The sequence below is a fragment of the Haloglomus irregulare genome (assembly GCF_007421925.1).
Classification (GTDB): domain Archaea; phylum Halobacteriota; class Halobacteria; order Halobacteriales; family Haloarculaceae; genus Haloglomus; species Haloglomus irregulare.
Genome location: NZ_QMDX01000002.1, coordinates 136,007 through 153,323, shown reverse-complemented (window position 1 = coordinate 153,323; position 17,317 = coordinate 136,007). Strand labels below are relative to the sequence as shown.

15 protein-coding genes and 2 pseudogenes are annotated in these 17,317 nt (G+C 70.1%); 13 read left to right on the top strand and 4 right to left on the bottom strand.

The features are described 5' to 3' along the window. The first annotated feature begins 31 nt into the window (after nt 1-31). Nucleotides 32-754 carry a 1-(5-phosphoribosyl)-5-[(5-phosphoribosylamino)methylideneamino]imidazole-4-carboxamide isomerase gene (gene hisA, locus DP107_RS04550; protein WP_144260965.1) on the top strand — a complete coding sequence of 241 codons (723 nt, stop codon included), beginning with the start codon at nt 32-34 and terminating at the stop codon, nt 752-754. A gap of 114 nt (nt 755-868) precedes the next feature. Here hisA and DP107_RS19840 read toward each other — a convergent pair whose 3' ends face one another. After that, the gene (locus tag DP107_RS19840; RefSeq protein WP_185977172.1) at nt 869-1,024 is read right to left on the bottom strand and encodes a hypothetical protein; all 156 of its coding nucleotides are present in this window, start codon (nt 1,022-1,024) and stop codon (nt 869-871) included. Nucleotides 1,025-1,522: 498 nt separating this feature from the next. On the opposite strand from DP107_RS19840, the gene hisB reads away from it, so the two are divergent. Further along, the gene (gene hisB, locus DP107_RS04545) at nt 1,523-2,149 is read left to right on the top strand and encodes an imidazoleglycerol-phosphate dehydratase HisB (RefSeq protein ID WP_144260964.1); all 627 of its coding nucleotides are present in this window, start codon (nt 1,523-1,525) and stop codon (nt 2,147-2,149) included. Between the two features lie 81 nt (nt 2,150-2,230). On the opposite strand, the gene DP107_RS04540 is transcribed toward hisB, so the two are convergent. Together DP107_RS04540 and DP107_RS04535 are read right to left on the bottom strand one after the other, a co-directional pair. After that, nucleotides 2,231-2,689: a hypothetical protein gene (locus DP107_RS04540; RefSeq protein WP_144260963.1), complete on the bottom strand. Its 459-nt coding sequence runs from the start codon at nt 2,687-2,689 to the stop codon at nt 2,231-2,233. 84 nt (nt 2,690-2,773) lie between these two features. Then, nucleotides 2,774-3,127 (bottom strand): uracil-DNA glycosylase family protein, encoded by a 354-nt coding sequence (locus DP107_RS04535; RefSeq protein ID WP_338072721.1) that lies wholly within the window; start codon nt 3,125-3,127, stop codon nt 2,774-2,776. A 401-nt stretch (nt 3,128-3,528) separates the two neighbouring features. On the opposite strand from DP107_RS04535, the pseudogene DP107_RS20680 reads away from it, so the two are divergent. From DP107_RS20680 to DP107_RS21225, 7 genes and pseudogenes are all read left to right on the top strand, one after another. Continuing rightward, nucleotides 3,529-3,673, top strand: a pseudogene (locus DP107_RS20680) (DNA polymerase sliding clamp); the annotation flags it as partial. Between the two features lie 380 nt (nt 3,674-4,053). Continuing rightward, nucleotides 4,054-5,046: a zinc-binding dehydrogenase gene (locus DP107_RS04530; protein WP_144260961.1), complete on the top strand. Its 993-nt coding sequence runs from the start codon at nt 4,054-4,056 to the stop codon at nt 5,044-5,046. Between the two features lie 59 nt (nt 5,047-5,105). Then, nucleotides 5,106-5,483, top strand: coding sequence for a 6-pyruvoyl trahydropterin synthase family protein (locus DP107_RS04525; RefSeq protein ID WP_144260960.1), 378 nt, complete (start codon nt 5,106-5,108; stop codon nt 5,481-5,483). Then, on the top strand, nt 5,480-6,571 hold the full coding sequence (locus tag DP107_RS04520) for a glycosyltransferase family 4 protein (RefSeq protein WP_144260959.1): 1,092 nt from the start codon (nt 5,480-5,482) through the stop codon (nt 6,569-6,571). Before DP107_RS04525 ends, DP107_RS04520 begins: the two co-directional genes overlap by 4 nt. Further along, on the top strand, nt 6,568-7,470 hold the full coding sequence (locus tag DP107_RS04515) for a class I SAM-dependent methyltransferase (protein WP_144260958.1): 903 nt from the start codon (nt 6,568-6,570) through the stop codon (nt 7,468-7,470). The genes DP107_RS04520 and DP107_RS04515 overlap by 4 nt, the downstream gene beginning before the upstream one ends. 55 nt (nt 7,471-7,525) lie before the next feature. Then, entirely contained in the window at nt 7,526-8,287 is a 762-nt protein-coding gene (locus DP107_RS04510) for a GTP cyclohydrolase III (RefSeq protein WP_144260957.1), read from the top strand. A gap of 240 nt (nt 8,288-8,527) precedes the next feature. After that, complete coding sequence (locus DP107_RS21225) at nt 8,528-8,866, top strand: YgaP-like transmembrane domain (protein WP_338072725.1); 339 nt, start codon at nt 8,528-8,530, stop codon at nt 8,864-8,866. Between the two features lie 52 nt (nt 8,867-8,918). Here DP107_RS21225 and DP107_RS04500 read toward each other — a convergent pair. Continuing rightward, nucleotides 8,919-9,215, bottom strand: a pseudogene (locus DP107_RS04500) (uracil-DNA glycosylase); the annotation flags it as partial. A 724-nt stretch (nt 9,216-9,939) separates the two neighbouring features. On the opposite strand from DP107_RS04500, the gene ileS reads away from it, so the two are divergent. From ileS to DP107_RS04480, 4 genes are all read left to right on the top strand, one after another. Next, a complete protein-coding gene (gene ileS, locus DP107_RS04495; RefSeq protein ID WP_144260955.1) occupies nt 9,940-13,140 on the top strand; it encodes an isoleucine--tRNA ligase in 3,201 nt (1,066 codons plus the stop codon). A gap of 62 nt (nt 13,141-13,202) precedes the next feature. Continuing rightward, a complete protein-coding gene (locus DP107_RS04490) occupies nt 13,203-13,736 on the top strand; it encodes a GNAT family N-acetyltransferase (protein WP_144260954.1) in 534 nt (177 codons plus the stop codon). 42 nt (nt 13,737-13,778) lie between these two features. Beyond that, a complete protein-coding gene (locus DP107_RS04485; protein WP_144260953.1) occupies nt 13,779-15,527 on the top strand; it encodes a histidine kinase N-terminal 7TM domain-containing protein in 1,749 nt (582 codons plus the stop codon). A 169-nt stretch (nt 15,528-15,696) separates the two neighbouring features. Continuing rightward, complete coding sequence (locus DP107_RS04480; RefSeq protein ID WP_202877352.1) at nt 15,697-17,226, top strand: (R)-citramalate synthase; 1,530 nt, start codon at nt 15,697-15,699, stop codon at nt 17,224-17,226. The last annotated feature ends 91 nt before the right edge of the window (nt 17,227-17,317 follow it).

Here is a 17,317-nt window from a genome sequence, read left to right as displayed (position 1 = left end):
AGCCCGCCCCCGACCCAGCGACGGGTAGCGCATGTTCGACACCTTCGAGGTCGTGCCGGCGGTGGACGTCCAGGACGGGCAGGTGGTCCAGCTCGTGGGTGGTGAGCGGGGGACCGGCCGGACGTACGGCGACCCCGTCGAGGCCGCACGCGACTGGGAGGAGGCGGGCGCGCGGACGCTCCATCTGGTCGACCTGGACGGGGCGTTCGAGGGCGAGCGGGCCAACGCGAGCGCCATCGAGCGGGTGGTCGCGAGCACCACCGCGGACGTGCAGATGGGCGGCGGCATCCGTACCGCGACGGACGCGTTCGACCTCCTGGAGGGCGGCGTCGACCGCGTCATCCTCGGGACCGCCGCGGTCGAGAACCCCGACATCGTCTCGACGGTCGCCGACCGCTACCCCGACGGTGTCCTCGTCAGCCTCGACAGTCGCGGCGGCGAGGTCGTCGTCTCGGGCTGGACCGAGGGGACCGGTCTCGATCCCGCCGAGGCCGCCGCCCGGTTCGTCGACGCCGGCGCGGCGGGGGTTCTGTTCACCGACGTGGACGTCGAGGGGCAGATGGAGGGCGTCCGTGGCGAGGAGGTCCGGCGCGTCGTCGAGGCCGTCGACGCGCCGGTCATCGCTAGCGGCGGCGTCGCCACCATCGAGGACATCCGGACGGTCCACGACACGGGGGGCGCCGCGGTCGTCGTGGGAACGGCCCTCTACGAGGGCGCGTTCACCCTGGCGGAGGCCGGCGAGGCCGTCCGCTAGAACCAGAGCACCGCTGTGTTCGGCGACGGGACTGCCCGGCGAGCCGGCGGCTACGTGGAAGCGGTTCGTGGCGGAGGGATCGGGTCGGCGGGCCCCGGTGATGCGGGCCGCCGGTCAGCGCCGGGACGGGGAGACGCCCGCATCGCGGGCCATCCACCTGGTGAGCGCGTAGGCCGCGGCACCGGAGACGGCGGCGCTCGTCGGGGACGCGGCCGCCAGCCTGGGCGCTGCCGTCGCGACGGCGTCGGCCACCGACTGGATGAGCGTCATTATACTGACTGGTCGCCCCCAGGGTTGATAAACGGTCGGTACAGCCCAGTTCACAACGGTCGTCTATATCCCCAGTGGGCGGCGGGGGCCGTCGGTCAGTCCGTGGCCGCCTCGACCCGGGCCTCGTAGCCGGCCGCGACGTCCTCGGCGCAGAGAGTCCGGAACTGGTCGCGCGCCCCGGAACGCCTCGGGCGGCCTCGTACTCACCGAGGCCGAGTAGCGCCTCGCCGCGCTCGCGGGGGGCTCGCGTCGTCTCCGCGCTGTGGACCCCGGAACGGAACGACTCCGGACAGTCGCCGCGGTGGTCGAGCGCGTCCGGCGTCGGCTCCCCGTCGGCGACCGTGAGGGTGGTGCCGAACCGACAGCGGGGCGGGCGGGACGGGCCGAGACACCGCGACCGGACCTGCGGCCCCACCACGTATGACCACATCTGCAGACTGATCAGCGGCGGGCGCTTGGAGGGGAACGGTCTTGACCGTGGCCATCGGAGGCAGGGACATGAGCGACGAGGCGACCGGTGACGACGCCGCGGCGGGCGCCGCGCGTGAGGCTGCCGTCACCCGCGAGACCGCCGAGACGACGGTCGAGGTGACGCTGGCGCTCGACGGCGACGGCGAGGCGACCGCCGAGACCGGCATCGGCTTCTTCGATCACATGCTCGGGGCGCTCGCCACGCACGGCCTGTTCGACCTCACCGTCCGGTGCGACGGCGACCTGGCGGTCGACGATCACCACTCCGTCGAGGACGTCGCCATCACGCTCGGGCAGGCGTTCGACGCCGCACTCGGCGAGAAGCGCGGCATCCGGCGCTACGCCGACCGCCGGGTCCCGCTGGACGAGGCCGTCGCCGACGTGGTCGTGGACGTCTCCGGGCGGCCGTACTTCGCGTTCGACGGCGACTTCTCCCAGGAGCGGGTCGGCGAGTTCACCAGCGACATGGCCGCACACTTCTGCCGGTCGCTCGCGATGAACGCCGGGCTGACCCTCCACGCCGGCGTCGAGGGGGAGAACGCCCACCACGAGGTCGAGGCGCTGTTCAAATCGCTCGCCCGCGCGCTGGACGACGCTACCCGCGTCGACGAGCGACGGGCCGGCGACACGCCGAGCACGAAGGACGAACTGTAGCGGTCCGAGTCCGGCCGGTGGGATCCCGTCGCCACCCCGGAGCGGCCCACATCGACCGGGTCGGTATCGCGCCCGGCGCGGTCATCCCTGTCCCTCGCCGCCCGGCCGGGGCTGCTCCCCGTGCGACCCCGACCCGGGGAACCGCTGACGGTCGAGCAGCCGGAAGTTGACCGTGACGACACCGACCTCGGTGCCGTCGACGGCCCGCTCGACCGTCCCGGAGAAGGTGACCTGCGTGGAGTGGACCGCGAACAGCTCCGTGTCGAAGCGGACGTCGACGCCCTCGGCGGCCGGCGCCGTCAGCTCGAACTCGCCGTTCCGGGTGGCGATGCCGACGCCCTCCGGGAGGTACTCCGCGAGCGCGGTCCGCGCGAGGTCCTCCACCGTCCGGACCGCGCTCCCGGCGTCGAGCACCCGCACCGGCTCGCCGGCGTCCTCCGGGAAGACGTTGGTCCCGTCCCGGACGGTGGCCGTCTCGGCGGCGGCCACCTCGGCGTTCCGGAGCTGCCGTACCGCCCGCTCGATCGCCTGGTCCGACATGGTCGTTGGTGTCGAATCCGCGCCATGGACATAAAACCGCCCGTCACGGCGGCACCTGCGACCGGGAACCCCCGCTCGTGGGGCTCAGTCGCCCGTTCCGGCGGTCTCCAGCACCGCCCGGAGTTCGGCCAGATACGACTCGCGGGTGTGGTCCAGCCGCGCCAGCCACACCGCCTGATAGCTGGGATGCAACAGCGGGACGACCCGCCCGACACCGGTCTCGACGGGGTCCAGCACTAGGTCGAGGAACCCGTCGACGGACCGGTCGTCCATCGCGAACACGGACGCCGTCGCGTGCTTGCTGGTCGTGAGGACCGCGTCAGGGGCGACCGTCGCGAGCTCCTCGCGCAGGTAGGGCCGGCAGTTCGCCCGCTCGGCAGCGGTCGGCTCGCGGTTGCTCCCGGCCCCGTCGCAGGGGAAGCATTTCACGGCGTTCACACACGTCGACGGAGGGGTGGGCGCCCTTCCAGAGCTGCTGGAACGTATCGACATCCACCTTGAGGTACTTGCGCTCGCCATCGATTCACGGGCGATGGAGTTTGAACCGCTCGGAGTTGTGTTGCCACGCGGCCAGTGTCTCGTTGATGCTCCCTCGAAAGAGAGCTTGTGCAGTTGCTCGGCGTCGTCGATTCCGATGCCGAGTTCCGGGTGGAACGTCCCACCACCGGGGGCGGGGCCACCGACTCGGATTTCGAGGTTTCCACGGTCGAGGAGCGTCCCGATGGTGGCGGGCTGGGATTCGACCCACGGGGAGAGCGGCTTGTCGCTGTCTGCAAGGGGTGCGCCTCCCGCTACTGTAGGTCGGCCACAACGATAACGCGCACTCGACCCTCGGTTTCCAGCAGACCCGCAAACTCCATATCTACATCAACGGGCTAGAGTACACCCTGGCGCTGATTGATTCGGAGCCGATCAGGGGCTCGACCGGCCCTCGCCGCCGAGATAGTCGTCGAGGGCTGGAAAATCGATCGTGCAGTGATTGCCGACCACGCCAACTTGTTCGGGGAATAGGGGCTTGTACGGGCGCCCGATCCACACGCCCTTGCGGTCCTGGTGTTTGCGGTCTCACTGTCGATGCCCTGTGCGACCGCCGCAGGCGAGAGGAAGGCGACGGAGACGCCGACGCTGGAGCCACCGGGCCCCTGCTGGCATCACAGGTGTACGGCGGGATAGACACCGACCGGCTTGCAGCGATGAGATACCGTTGACTGATTGAGAAGCTTTTCCTATCACGAAACCGTGATGTAAAACGTGACACTGGTTCACTGTCAGGACCGACCGATGCCTGGCACCGGTCCCGACACCGAGCCGCGTCCGACCGCCTCATCGCCCGACCTCGTCTGCGACAGCCTGGAGGCTGACCAATGACCGGGCGAGCGCTGTACTTCTCCGAGCCCGGCCGCGTGGAGGTGCGTGACCGGCCGGTTCCCGAGCCCGGGCCCGACGAGGTCCGGGTGCGAACGGAACTGTCGGCGGTCAGCCCCGGTACCGAGCTGCTGGTGTACCGCGGCGAGGTACCCGAGTCGATGGACGCCGACGAGACGATCGACGCCCTCGACGGCACGTTCTCGTACCCGCAGCAGTACGGCTACGCGGCCGTCGGCCGGGTGAGTGCCGTCGGGGTCGACGTGACCGACGACTGGCTGGACCGCCGAGTGTTAGCCTTCCACCCCCACGAAAGCCACTTTCTCGCCGACCCAGAGGATCTCGTGCCGACCACTCTGTCCGCCGAGGACGCCCTGCTGGTGCCGAACGTCGAGGCGGCGGTCAACTTCGCCATGGACGCACAGCCCCGTCTCGGCGAGCGGGTCGCCGTCTTCGGACAGGGGCCGGTCGGACTGTTAACGACGGCGGTGCTCGCGGACTTCCCGCTCTCCGAGCTGGTCGCCGTCGACCGCTACGGACGCCGCCGCGACCTCGCGCGGTCGTTCGGGGCCGACCGAGCCGTCCGCCCCGGCGAGGCCGCCGCCGCCCTGAGTGCGGACGGCGCCGATCTCAGCGTGGAGTTGTCGGGGGCACCGGAGGCACTCGATGAGGCCATCGATGTCACCGGCTACGCCGGCCAGGTGCTCGTCGGCTCCTGGTACGGCATCAAGGACGTCTCCCTGGACCTGGGTGGGTCCTACCACAGAAGCCATATCCGGATTCGCTCCAGCCAGGTGAGCCGGGTCGACCCCGACCACGCCGGCCGCTGGGACAAGGAGCGCCGCATGGAGTACGTCCGCTCCTGGCTCGATCGGGCCGACGTCTCCGAGATGTTCACCCACCGGCTCGACGTAAGCGAGGCTCCCAAGGCATACCGACTGCTCGACGAGCGCAAGGACGAGGCTGTCCAGGTCGTCTTCACCTATGACTGACCCGGACACCGACATCACGAGGCCGGGCTTTAGGTGGTTCCCGCCCCTCAACCTGATTGATGTACACGACAACGGTGCGGACTGACTTTGTGGCTCAGCACTACCTTACCGTCCCGAACCCGGGACCGGAGGGTGAGCTCCACTCTCACCATTTCCGGGTGGAACTGGAGTTTCGTGGCCCCGAGCTCAACGAGTACGACTACCTGGTGGACATCGACGATGCACGGGCGGCCCTCGCGGACATAGCCGACCGGTACACTGACGCCACGCTGAATAACCTGCCGGAGTTCTCGGGGTACAACCCCAGCGTCGAGCGGTTCGCCCGGGTGGTGTTCGGCCGAGTGACCGAGCGGGTGGCCGACGACACCGTCACCGAACTGACCGTCACGGTCTGGGAGGACGACCAGGCCGCCGCCGGCTACGACGCGGCGGTATGAGGGTCGGGCTGACGCTGTACGGTGACCTCGGGGAGCGGTCGGGCGGGTTCCGCTACGACCGCAAACTCGTGGCCGGTCTGCGCGCCGCCGGCCACGAGGTTGAGGTGATCTCACTGCCCTGGCGGGCCTACCCTCGCGGGCTCCTGGACGGCTTCTCCTCCCGGGTTCGCGACCGGCTGACCGTCGACGTCGACGTGATGCTCCAGGACGAACTCGCCCACCCCTCGCTGGTCCGGCACAACCCGCAGCTCCCGTACCCGGTCGTCAGCATCGTTCACCACCTCCGGGCCAGCGAGGACCGCCCGCTCGCGCCACTGTACCGTGCCGTTGAGCGCCGCTACCTCCAGACAGTCGACGGCGCGGTCTGCAACAGCGCGACCACCCGCGACGTCGTCACCAACCTCGGCGTCAACCCCAAGACAACGGTCGTCGCCCCACCGGCCGGCGACCGGTTCGACCCCGACATTGACCCCGACGAGGTCGCCGCCCGTGTTCGGGAAGGTCCTCTTCGCGTCGTCTTCGTCGGCAACCTGACCGAACGCAAGGGGCTCGACACCCTCGTCGTGGCGTTCGACCGTGCCCGGCGTCGCGGGGCGGCCGTCGAGCTGACCGTGGTCGGCAGAACCGTTGAACCCGACCACGTCGCCACGGTGCGCGAGACAGTGGCCGACCGCGGGCTTGAGGACGTGGTCACCTTCGCCGGGGAGCTCCCTGACGAGGACCTGGCCACGACCCTCGCGGCGAGTCACGTCCTCGCCGTGCCCTCCCGGTACGAGGGCTTTGGCATCGTCTATCTCGAGGGAATGAGCTTCGGCTTGCCGGCGGTCGCGAGCGCCGCCGGCGGCGCTGACGAGATCGTGGCCGACGGCGAGACGGGCGTACTCGTCGATCCTGGCGACGCCGGCCGGATCGCCGAGGCGCTGGTTAGACTCGACGCCGACCGCGACCGGCTCGCCCGGATGGGCCGAGCAGCACGTGCCTACTACGAGGCTCACCCGGACTGGGCGGAGACGACTGCCCGGGTCCGAGCATTGCTGACCGCCATCATGAACGGCGACCGACGTCGCGACCGCGAGGTGACAACGTGACTAACTTCCAGGACTACCTCGTCGCCAAGCGCTCGGTCGACGACCGGGCGCTGGACCGGCGCCTGCTCGACCGGCTATGCGAGCTATTGACCGCCCGGGCGCAAGACCGGGAGGGACCCCTCCGGGTGCTCGAGGTCGGCCCCGGGGTCGGCACGATGGTCGAGCGGCTGGTCGAGTGGAATCACCTCCCGGCCGGCGAGGTACAGTACACCACGGTCGACCTGAACCCGGACAATATCGCAGCGCTGCGCGAGCGGCTGCCGGCGTGGGCGGCCGATCGCGGGCTCGACGTAGCCGAGTCGGACGACCGCCTCCGGTTTACCGGCGAGGGGCGGACGCTGACGGTCGAGCCGGCCGTCGCCGAGGGGGTCAGGTTCGTTGCCGACGCCGACCGGTCGTGGGACCTCCTCGTCGGGATGGCCGTGCTCGACGTGGCCGGGCTGGACAGCCTGCCCGGCCTGCTCGACGGGCTCGCTCCCGGCGGGCTGTGGTACTTCCCGATCACCTTCGACGGCGGCACCCGGTTCGCGCCGGCCCACCCCGCGGACCGGGCCGTCGAGTGGGCCTACCACCGCCACATGGACCGCAAGCCCGGTGGAGACAGTCGTGCTGGTAGCCACGCCCTCTCCCGGCTCCAGGGCCGGGGCGACGCGACCGTGCTCGATGTCGCGGGCTCGGACTGGGCGGTCCGGCCGGTCGACGGAGGCTATCCCGGGACGGAGCGGGTACTGGTCGACCATGTCCTCGACACGGTGGAGTCGGCCGTCGGCGAGATAACCGGGCCCGGCTTCGCGGAGACGTTCGCGGAGTGGCTGTCAGCCCGCCGCGAGCAGGCCGCCAACGGACAGCTGATGTACACTACACACCAGCTGGACCTGCTCGGCCGTGTCCAAGGCTGAGATCCGCGTCCGAATTCCCAAAGTGCATGTTGTCCGCCCGCAGATATTGGGTACCGTGACAAAGACGCAGATCACTCTGGTTCAGATTGATAACTACGGTCCGTGGACGACGACGCCGGAGCCCCGACGGGAGGTCGATCTTCAGACCCTCCAGTCGCGGCTGTACGCCGACGTCTCCCAGCTGGTGGGCAACCGCGAGGGGTACGCCTTCTTCGGCCGGTTTGATAACATGGTCACCGTCACCAACGGCCTGGGTCGGTCGGCCCATGAGCTGATCCAGGAGTCCATCGCCAACCGCTACCCGGTCACCGCGAGCATGAGCGTCGCCGTCGGCCCGACGCCAGTCGAGGCGCTGGGCACAGCCTCTGACCGCCTCCAGGACGCTGGTAGCGCCCAGGACAGCGACCGTAGGAGGATACTCCGCGGCGAGACGCTCGCGGAGGCCGACCGGTCGACCGAGGACATCCAGATTGCACACTTCGACGTCGACGACGCGACCGGCAAGTACACCGATCAGCTCAACGAGTTCGACACGTTCATCCGCATCGAACAGGGGTACGCCGAGCTGATGCGATACATGCGTCGGGCCCACGACTCGCTTGCCTTCTTCGTCGGCGGCGATAACGTGATTACGGTCTGCTCGGACGTCGACGAAGCGGGCTACGACGACGCGGTCGACCACGTCGAGGACGCCGTCGGGGTCGAGTTGCGAGTGGGCGTCGGCCGTGCCCGGACCGCACAGGGCGCCGGGATGGACGCCAAACACGCCCTGGAGGAGTGCCGCGAGAACGGCTCCGACGTCGAACTGGCTTGGTAACCGTCTCCGGCACCCCTCCGCTTCGGGTAGAGAGGTGATATTCGTCCGCCCTCATAGTACAATGTGCGGCATCAATATTCGACCGGCTCCGCTCCGCCGTCCGGACGAGGCGGTCGCACTCCTCGCCGAGGTTGTTCTGTATCTGCTTGATACCGACCGCTCGCTGTACAGTGCGTTCGGCATCGCGTATCGCATCCCCAGTAATGACGAGGGAGACGACTATTCTTGTACGCGCGGGGAGTGTTGCCCGCCGCTGGACGATGCAGTGTTTTCCTGAAGGGTGTCGGTAACACTGGGAACCTCTTCCGGGTCCTGAACGCTCACTGCATCGAACTCCATCATTCGTCCGGGAGCGTTGCAGGGGTGATTACTGATCCAAAGGAGCGTCGAGGCGACCGTCATGTCCGCGCACTACTCGCTGCCCTACTGGCTGTCGTGGCTGTCAGCACGCTCCGGAAACGGAAGCGTAACACCGGTTTGCTGGCTCTCGTCGGGGCATTCGGGTTCGGATTCAATGCGGCGACCAGCTTCTGTGGCATGAACAGGGCGCTCGGTATCGACAGCACGACTGACGAGTAGTGACTGTCATCCTTTCTCTCAGATAGACGTAGCATACATACTCGATCGTTTATATCGCGTTCGTGTAGTAGGCGCCCCCCGCGAAGCCGGCGTCGGCGACCAGCGGCCGGACCGTCCGCCCGGAGTGTCGCGTCGTGTAGGCCATCCCCGTCAGGTTGCCACCACGCCAGCGGTCGGCGTCGGGCGCGCCGGCACCGGGCGCCTCGCCCACCACGACCACCGCGGCGTCGGTCGGGCCGACGCCATGGCTGATGTGGGTCCGGCAGTCGACCAGCGCCGGACACCGCTCACACCCCGCCGCGACGGGGGAGGTCGCGTCGGGGTCCGGGAAGGTCGGGTCCTCGGGCACGCCCGTTCCGATGCGTGGATAGGCAATCAATCCCGTCGCCGACCGCCCTCTGACCCATCATCCGTCCCCATCGGAGACCTTCCACCGGTAATGGCTGGCAGCAGACTCACAACGGTTCCGGGTCGCGAGGAGCGTATGCACACCGAGAACCCCGGGCCGTCCGCCGTCGAGACTGCCCACGACGACCGCTTGCCCACCGTCCGCCCCGAGCGCTACGGCGCGTTCCGAACCGGGGCGGCGAGACGGTGCTGTACGACAGCGACTCGCCCGACGCCTGGGTCCGTGCGGACTGTGCCGTCGAACTGGGTCGGTAGTTCGCTAATGCGGCTTGTTCGTCCGCCGAGTGCCGTACTTCCCGGTAATGCCAGCATCTATCCGGTTATCCCGGGCGAGGGGCGTGGGTCACCAGCGACGCCGCTGGAGCTCTCGGGCTCTCTGACGGTGGAACCGGCCCAGCCGGGCAGCCGACGGGCCGGGAGCGCGCCCGAGGCGCGTGTCGCCGACGGCACGCGCCCTGGGGAAGGGCGGGGCAGTGCCATCGCGCACCCAACGGGGGTCTCCTGGCGGACTCGAGGGGCGAGGGCACGAGGGCGTCGGGGACGGAACTGTCGTCGTTGTCACCACGATAGTGAGGGGGCGCCAAGCCGCGCGAGAGGGCGCCCCCTCCACGACCGTTCCCATCCGACCGATTCGCCTTTACCCTCACCCCCACTGACACACGACCATGGAACGGTTCGCCGAGGTCCCCGACCAGTACGACCCGGACACGGTCGAGGAGCGGGTCTTCGACTACTGGGACGAGATCGACGCCTACGAACGGACGGTCGAGCATCGTGCCGACGGCGAGGACTACTTCTTCGTCGACGGCCCGCCGTACACCTCCGGTGCGGCCCACATGGGCACCACCTGGAACAAGACGCTGAAGGACGCCTACATCCGCTATCTACGGATGTGCGGCTACGACGTCACCGACCGCCCGGGCTACGACATGCACGGGCTCCCCATCGAGACGAAGGTGGAGGAGCAGCTGGACTTCGAGAACAAGAAGGACATCGAGGCGTTCGGGATGGAGAACTTCATCGAGGAGTGCAAGTCCTTCGCCGAGGAGCAGCTGGCGGGGCTGCAGGAGGACTTCGAGTCGTTCGGCGTCTGGATGGACTGGGAGGACCCGTACAGGACCGTCTCCCCGGAGTACATGGAGGCCGCCTGGTGGGGCTTCGAGCAGGCCCACGAGCGCGGCCTCGTCGAGCAGGGGATGCGCTCCATCACGCAGTGTCCCCGGTGTGAGACCGCCATCGCGAAGAACGAGGTGGAGTACCACCAGGTCGAGGACCCCTCCATCTACGTGAAGTTCGACCTGGCGGACCGCGAGGGCTCGCTGGTGGTCTGGACCACCACGCCGTGGACGGTCCCGGCCAACACCTTCGTCGCGGTCGGCGGGGACGTCACGTACGCGAAGGTCCGGGTCGAGCGCGACGGCGACGAGGAAGTGCTGTACCTCGCCAGCGACGTCGTCGAGGAGGTGGTCCAGAAGGGCGGCTACGACGGGTACACCGTCGAGTCGGAGCTGTCGGGCGAGGAGATGGTGGGCTGGGGGTACGACCACCCGCTCGCCGACGCGGTGCCCGACCACCCCGACTTCGACGGGGCACTGCAGGTGTACACCGCCGACTACGTCGAGGTCGACCGGACGGGGCTGGTCCACTCCGCGCCCGGCCACGGCGAGGAGGACTTCCAGCGCGGGCGCGAACTCGGGCTCGACATCTTCTGTCCCGTCGACGGCGACGGCACCTACGGCGACTCCGCGGGCCGGTACGCCGGCTCCTTCGTCCGGGACGCGAACGAGGACATCCGGGCGGACCTCGACGAGAAGGGCCTGCTGCTGGCCGACGAGACGTACGTCCACGACTACGGTCAGTGCTGGCGCTGCGACACGGATATCGTCCAGATCGTCACCGACCAGTGGTTCATCACGGTGAGCGATATCAAGGACGAGCTCCTGGAGAACATCGACGACTCGGAGTGGTACCCGGCAGAGGCCCGTGACAGCCGTTTCCGGAAGTTCGTCGAGAACTCGCCGGACTGGAACGTCTCCCGGCAGCGCTACTGGGGCATCCCCATCCCCATCTGGACGCCCGAGGACTGGGACGGGAGCATGGAGGAAGCACTCGTGTTCGGCACGCGCGAGGAGCTGGCCGAGGCCGTCGACCAGGACGTCGACCCCGACGCGCTGGACCTCCACCGGCCGACCGTCGACGACCTGACCGTCACCCGCGACGGGACCACCTACAGCCGCGTCCCGGACGTGTTCGACGTCTGGCTCGACTCCTCGGTGGCGTCGTGGGGGACGCTGGACTACCCCAGCGACGGCTCCCGGTTCGACGACCTCTGGCCGGCGGACCTCATCATGGAGGCCCACGACCAGACGCGGGGCTGGTTCTGGTCGCAGCTCGGGATGGGGACGGCTGCACTCGGGGAGGTCCCCTACGAGCAGGTGCTGATGCACGGGTACGCCAACATGCCCGACGGCCGCGGCATGAGCAAGTCCAAGGGCATCACCGTCGAGCCCGGCGAGGTCATCGCCCAGCACGGCGCCGACCCGATGCGGCTGTTCCTGCTCTCGCGGAACCCGCAGGGCGAGGACATGCGGTTCTCCTGGGAGGAGACCGAGGCCATGCAGCGCCGGCTCAACATCCTCTGGAACGTCTTCCGCTTCCCGCTGCCGTACATGCGGATGGACGGGTTCTCGCCGGACGGCGTGAGTCTCGCGGACGTGCGCGATGACCTGGAGACGGTCGACGAGTGGGTGCTCTCCCGGCTCCAGTCCGTCGAGGCCGAGATGGCCGACCACTGGGCGGAGTTCCGGCAGGACCGCGCGCTCGACGCGTTGCTCTCGTTCGTCGTCGATGACGTCTCCCGGTTCTACGTCCAGGCCGTCCGCGAGCGGATGTGGAAGGAGGAGGACGACCCCAGCAAGACTGCTGCCTACGCCACCCTCTACCACGTGCTCCGGGAGGTGACGGCACTGCTGGCGCCGTACGCGCCGCTGGTCGCCGAGGAGGTGTACGGCAACCTCACCGGCGAGGCCGGGCATCCGACGGTCCACATGTGCGACTGGCCCGAGGCCGACGCTGGCTGGCGCGACGACCGGTTGGAGGAGGACGTTCGCCGCCTGCGCGAGGTCGAGGAGGCCGGCGCCGAGGCCCGCCAGCAGGCCGAGCGCTCGCTGCGGTGGCCCGTGACCCGCGTCGTGGTCGTGGCCGACGACGAGCGGACCGTCGACGCCGTCGACCGCCACCGTCCCCTGCTCCGCGAGCGGCTCAACGCGGAGACCATCGAGCTGGTCGAGCCCGGCGAGGACTGGGGCGAGGTCACCTACAGCGCCCGCGCGGACATGTCCGTCCTCGGCCCGGCGTTCGGCGGCGACGCCGCCGACGTGATGAACGCGCTCAACGAGGCCGAGGTCGACGAGCAGTCCCTCGGCGCGCTCGAACGGGCGGTCGCCGACGCCACCGGGATGACCGTCGACCTGACCGACGAGATGATCGAGTTCGAGACGAACACGCCGCCGGAGGTCAGCGGTGTCGAGTTCGGGGGCGGCGTCGTCTACGTCGACACCGCGCTCACCGAGGCCATCGAGCGCGAGGGGTACGCCCGCGAGGTCGTCCGTCGGCTGCAGGAGATGCGCAAGGCCCTGGACCTCGACATCGAGGCGGAGGTCCGGGTCGCCATCGCCGTCGACGACGACCGCGTCGCCACCCTCGTGCGCGACCGCGAGGGCTACATCGCCGAGGAGGTCCGGGTCGCCGGGTTCGTCGACGACGACGAGCTCGACACGCCCCACCGCGAGCGGTTCGAGGACGTGGAGGGCGTCGCGCTGGAGCTGGCCATCGAGCCGGTCGCCGCCCCGCCGGCGAGCGACTGAGCCGGGGGCTGTGGCCCGGCCACTCCGGTAGGGGTTAATGCGAGCCGGCCGTAGCCCGACCCATGACCGATGTGGCTATCAGAGCCGCGACGCCCGGGGAGGCAGAGCCGGTCCGCGAGCTCGCCCGCGCCGCGTGGCACGCCGCGTACGACGACATCATGGGCCCCGACGAGGTCGACCAGCGGCTCGACAACTGGTGGCGGGCAGAGGAGCTCCGTGACGTCATCACCAACCCGGACCACGTCTTCCTCGTGGCCGTCGACGCCGCGGGGCCGGGCGGTGAGGACGGGGCGGCGACCGGCGCGGGCGCGGACCCGGTCGGCGTGGTCCACGCCGGCCCGAGCCCGTCGGGGGCGTACGTCGTGCCGCGACTGTACGTCCACCCGGAGCGGTGGGGGGAGGGTATCGGGACGGCGCTGCTGGACCACGTGGTCACGCGGGCTCGCGAGGAGACCGACCGGCTGCAGGTCGTCCTGCTGTCAGGCAACGAGGTGGGCGTGGGCTTCTACGAGTCCCACGGCTTCGAGCCGGTCGGCGAGTCGGGGCTGGTCGACGCCGGCGAGCAGGAGGTCATCTACGAGCGGCGGCTGGACTGAGTCGGGGGAACGCTTTAGAGAGCATAATCACAACGTTATCTCATGGACGTGGGGTTCATCCCCCCGGCGCTCACGCGCCTGCAGATCGGCTACGCGGGACTGTTCGCGATAGCCACACTGGCCTGTCTTGCGGGGCTGCCCCGGGTCCGGACGATTCCCGACCGTGAGATCAAGTGGGGACTGGGCTCGTTGCTCACCCTCTCGGCGGTCTGGGCCGGCTTCTCGACCGCCCGGTTGCTCGTCGCCGACCCCGGGCTCCAGCGGACGCTCTACATCCTCGGGCTGACCGTCGGGTTCGCCACCGTCTTCGCGTGGCTCTACTTCACCGCCTCGTACGCCGGCCGCGGGTTCCACCGGAACGTCCGACTCCGCCGGACCGCTGCGGCTATCTACGTCGCGGTCGTCGGGGTGAAGCTGACGAACCCCATCCACGGCGGCTACTTCGCCGCCGGGCAACTCGCCGAGCCGTTCCCACATCTCGCCATCCAGCAGAGCCCGGTCCACTGGGTGGTCATCGGGCTGGCCTACGCCGGGGCCGCCCTCGGCTTCTACCTGCTGTACGACGCGTTCGCGGCCTCACGACACGACACGCGGTGGCTGCTGGCGCTGGCCGTCGTCGCGGTCATCCCGGTCGTCGCGGACGCCGTCGCGGTCGTGACGCCCAGCATCCCGGAGGTGAGCTTCGAGTCCGTCGGCGTCGCGGCCTTCGCCGTCGGGGTGCTGTTCTTCGTCGAGGAGGATTTCCTCCGGGCACGGGTGACCGCCCGGCGGGCGCTCCTGACCGACCACCCCGACCCGACGGTCGCGGTCGACGACGAGGGGCGGCTGCTCGACTACAACGACGAGGCCGCGACGCTGTTCGAGGGGCTGGAGCCGAGGGCGTCGCTGGAGTCGGTCGCGCCGGCGCTGTCGGCGGCGCTGTCCGCCGACGCCCCACGGCTGTCGGTCGGTAGTCGCTCCTTCGCCATCCGGCGGCACGACGTGCCCCTCTGGACCGACCGGACGGCCACGACCGTCGTGCTCCGCGAGGTGACCGAGGCCGAACGCCACCGGGCCGAGATCGAGCGCCAGAACGAGCAGCTCTCCGACATCGCGGTCGCCGTCGCGCACAACCTCCGGAACGCCTCCAACGTCCTGCAGGGACATATCGGGCAGGTCGCGACCACCCGGGCGACGGGCGAGAGCCGGGCCGCCGGGGGCGACGAGGTCGTGACCGACGCGTCGGCCGGCGAGTCGCTCGACATCGCGGCGGCAACCGCCGAGCGGGTCGCGGCGGTGGCCGAGGACCTCCGGCTGCTCGCGGAGCTGGGACAGACCGTCGAGCACACGGCGCCCGTCCCGCTGGCGGGGGCCGCCCGGGAGGCCTGGGACCGCTGTGACGCCGACGGGGTGACGCTCGACTGCGAGTCGTTCAACGTCGAGGCCGACCGGCGGCGGCTGGTCTACCTCCTCGAGGCGGTGTTCCGGTTCCACGTCCGGAACGGGGCCACCACGGTCCGGGTCGAGGCGAGTCACTCGCCGGCGGCGGCCGGGGCGACGGCGGCCGGGGCGGCGACAGCGGGGACGGGCACCACGGACGGCGGTGGCGTCGAGGGGTTCGCGGTCACCGGCGACGGGGCGCCGGTCTCCAGCGAGGAGTTCGCGGCACTGCTCCGGTTCGACGCCGAGAGCAAGCTCGACGCCCCCGGGCTGGGCCCCGCCTTCGCCCGCGCGATGGCCGATGTCCACGGCTGGACGGTCGAGGCCGACGCGGAGGCTGGACGGCTGGTCTTCACCACCCGGGCCGGCTAGCTCCGGGTCCGGACCGGCACGCTCTTATCACTCCGCCGCGAGATGGCAGCCGTAACCATGTCGGATTCCGATAACCCGGAGGATAGAGGAAGTCGCCGCGAGGCGGCTGGGTGTGAAATTCGTGGGCTCGTCTGACCCCACACCTGACACCGACGCATCGAACTCGTTCCTGTTCGGCGACCACCCAGCGACGCGCTCGCTGGCCGAGGCGACCGACGTCGAGTTCCTCGACACCACGCTGCGCGACGGGGAGCAGGCACCCGGCGTCTCGCTGACCCCCGCCGAGAAGGCACGCATCGCCAAGCGGCTCGACGACGCCGACGTCTCCGTCATCGAGGCCGGGTCCGCGTGCACGGGGCCGGGCGAGCGCGAGACCATCCGGCGGGTCACCTCGCTGGACCTCGACGCCACCGTCGTCTCGTTCTGCCGGGGCGTGCGCAACGACATCGACCTGGCGCTGGACTGCGGCGTCGACGGCGTCGACATCGTCGTCCCCGCCAGCGACCGCCACATCGAGACCAAGGTCGGGACGACCCACGAGCAGGTCGTCCGGGACACCGTCGAGCTGGTCGAGTACGCCGCCGACCACGGGCTCTGGGTCGAGGTGCTCGGCGAGGACGGCTCCCGGGCGGACCTGGAGTTCCTGGTCGAGCTCATGAGCGCCGCGATGGACGCCGGCGCCGACCGGGTCTGCGTCCCCGACACCGTCGGCCACGCCACGCCCGACCGGATGCTGGAGATCTACGCCGCGCTGAACGAGGTCGGCCCGACCAGCACCCACACCCACGACGACCTCGGCCTCGCGGTGACGAACGCCCTCGTCGGCGTCGCCGCCGGCGCGGACCTCGTCCACGGCACCGTCAACGGCATCGGCGAGCGCGCCGGCAACGTCGCCATCGAGGAGGTCGCCATCGCGCTGGATCACGGCTACGGCGTCGGGACGCTCCGCACCGAGGAGCTGTACGGCCTCGCCGAGCTCGTCGCCAACAGCACCGGCGTCCCCATCGCCCCCAACAAGGCCGTCGTCGGGGAGAACGCCTTCACCCACGAGTCCGGCATCCACACGGACGGCACGCTCAAGGACGACTCGATGTACGAGCCGTACCCGCCAGAGAGGGTGGGCCGTGAGCGCCGGCTCGTCCTCGGCAAGCACGCCGGCCGCGCCGGCGTCGAGGCCGCGCTCACGGAGCACGATGTCGGCGTCGGCGAGGACGAACTTCCCGAGATCGTCTCGCGCGTGAAGGAACTCGGTGACCGCGGCAAGCGCGTCACCGACGCCGATCTGCTGGCCATCGCCGAGGAGGTCCGCGGCCAGGAGCGCGAGCGCCGGGTCGAACTGCTCGACCTCACCGCGGCCTCGGGGTCGGGCACGCCCACCGCGAGCGTCCGGCTCCGGGTCAAGGGCGAGGAGCGGACCGCCGCCGGCACCGGCTCCGGTCCCGTCGACGCCGCCCTGACCGCCGTCCGGGGGGCGCTCGGCAGCGCCGCCGACGCCCAACTGGAGGAGTACCACGTCGACGCCATCACCGGCGGCACCGACGCGGTGGTGACGGTCGAGGTGACGATGTCCCGGGGCGACCGCACCGTCAACGTCGCCGCCAGCGACGCCGACATCACGACCGCCTCCGTGCGCGCCATGGTCGACGCGCTCGACCGCCTGCTCGCGTACGACGAGGACACCGTGTTGGCCGACGACTAGCAGGAGCTTTCGTTCGAGCTTTTTCCCTGCGGGTGACCTCGTCGGCCGGCCTCACGGCCGGCCGTCTTCGGTCACCGCTTGCGCAAAGAAC

Coding starts and splice junctions, on each gene's coding strand:
- DP107_RS04525 (WP_144260960.1), top strand. CDS start 5,106: ATGTACACGACAACGGTGCGGACTGACTTTGTGGCTCAGCACTACCTT.
- DP107_RS04530 (WP_144260961.1), top strand. CDS start 4,054: ATGACCGGGCGAGCGCTGTACTTCTCCGAGCCCGGCCGCGTGGAGGTG.
- DP107_RS04485 (WP_144260953.1), top strand. CDS start 13,779: ATGGACGTGGGGTTCATCCCCCCGGCGCTCACGCGCCTGCAGATCGGC.
- DP107_RS19840 (WP_185977172.1), bottom strand. CDS start 1,024: ATGACGCTCATCCAGTCGGTGGCCGACGCCGTCGCGACGGCAGCGCCC.
- hisA (WP_144260965.1), top strand. CDS start 32: ATGTTCGACACCTTCGAGGTCGTGCCGGCGGTGGACGTCCAGGACGGG.
- ileS (WP_144260955.1), top strand. CDS start 9,940: ATGGAACGGTTCGCCGAGGTCCCCGACCAGTACGACCCGGACACGGTC.
- hisB (WP_144260964.1), top strand. CDS start 1,523: ATGAGCGACGAGGCGACCGGTGACGACGCCGCGGCGGGCGCCGCGCGT.
- DP107_RS04520 (WP_144260959.1), top strand. CDS start 5,480: ATGAGGGTCGGGCTGACGCTGTACGGTGACCTCGGGGAGCGGTCGGGC.
- DP107_RS04540 (WP_144260963.1), bottom strand. CDS start 2,689: ATGTCGGACCAGGCGATCGAGCGGGCGGTACGGCAGCTCCGGAACGCC.
- DP107_RS04490 (WP_144260954.1), top strand. CDS start 13,203: ATGACCGATGTGGCTATCAGAGCCGCGACGCCCGGGGAGGCAGAGCCG.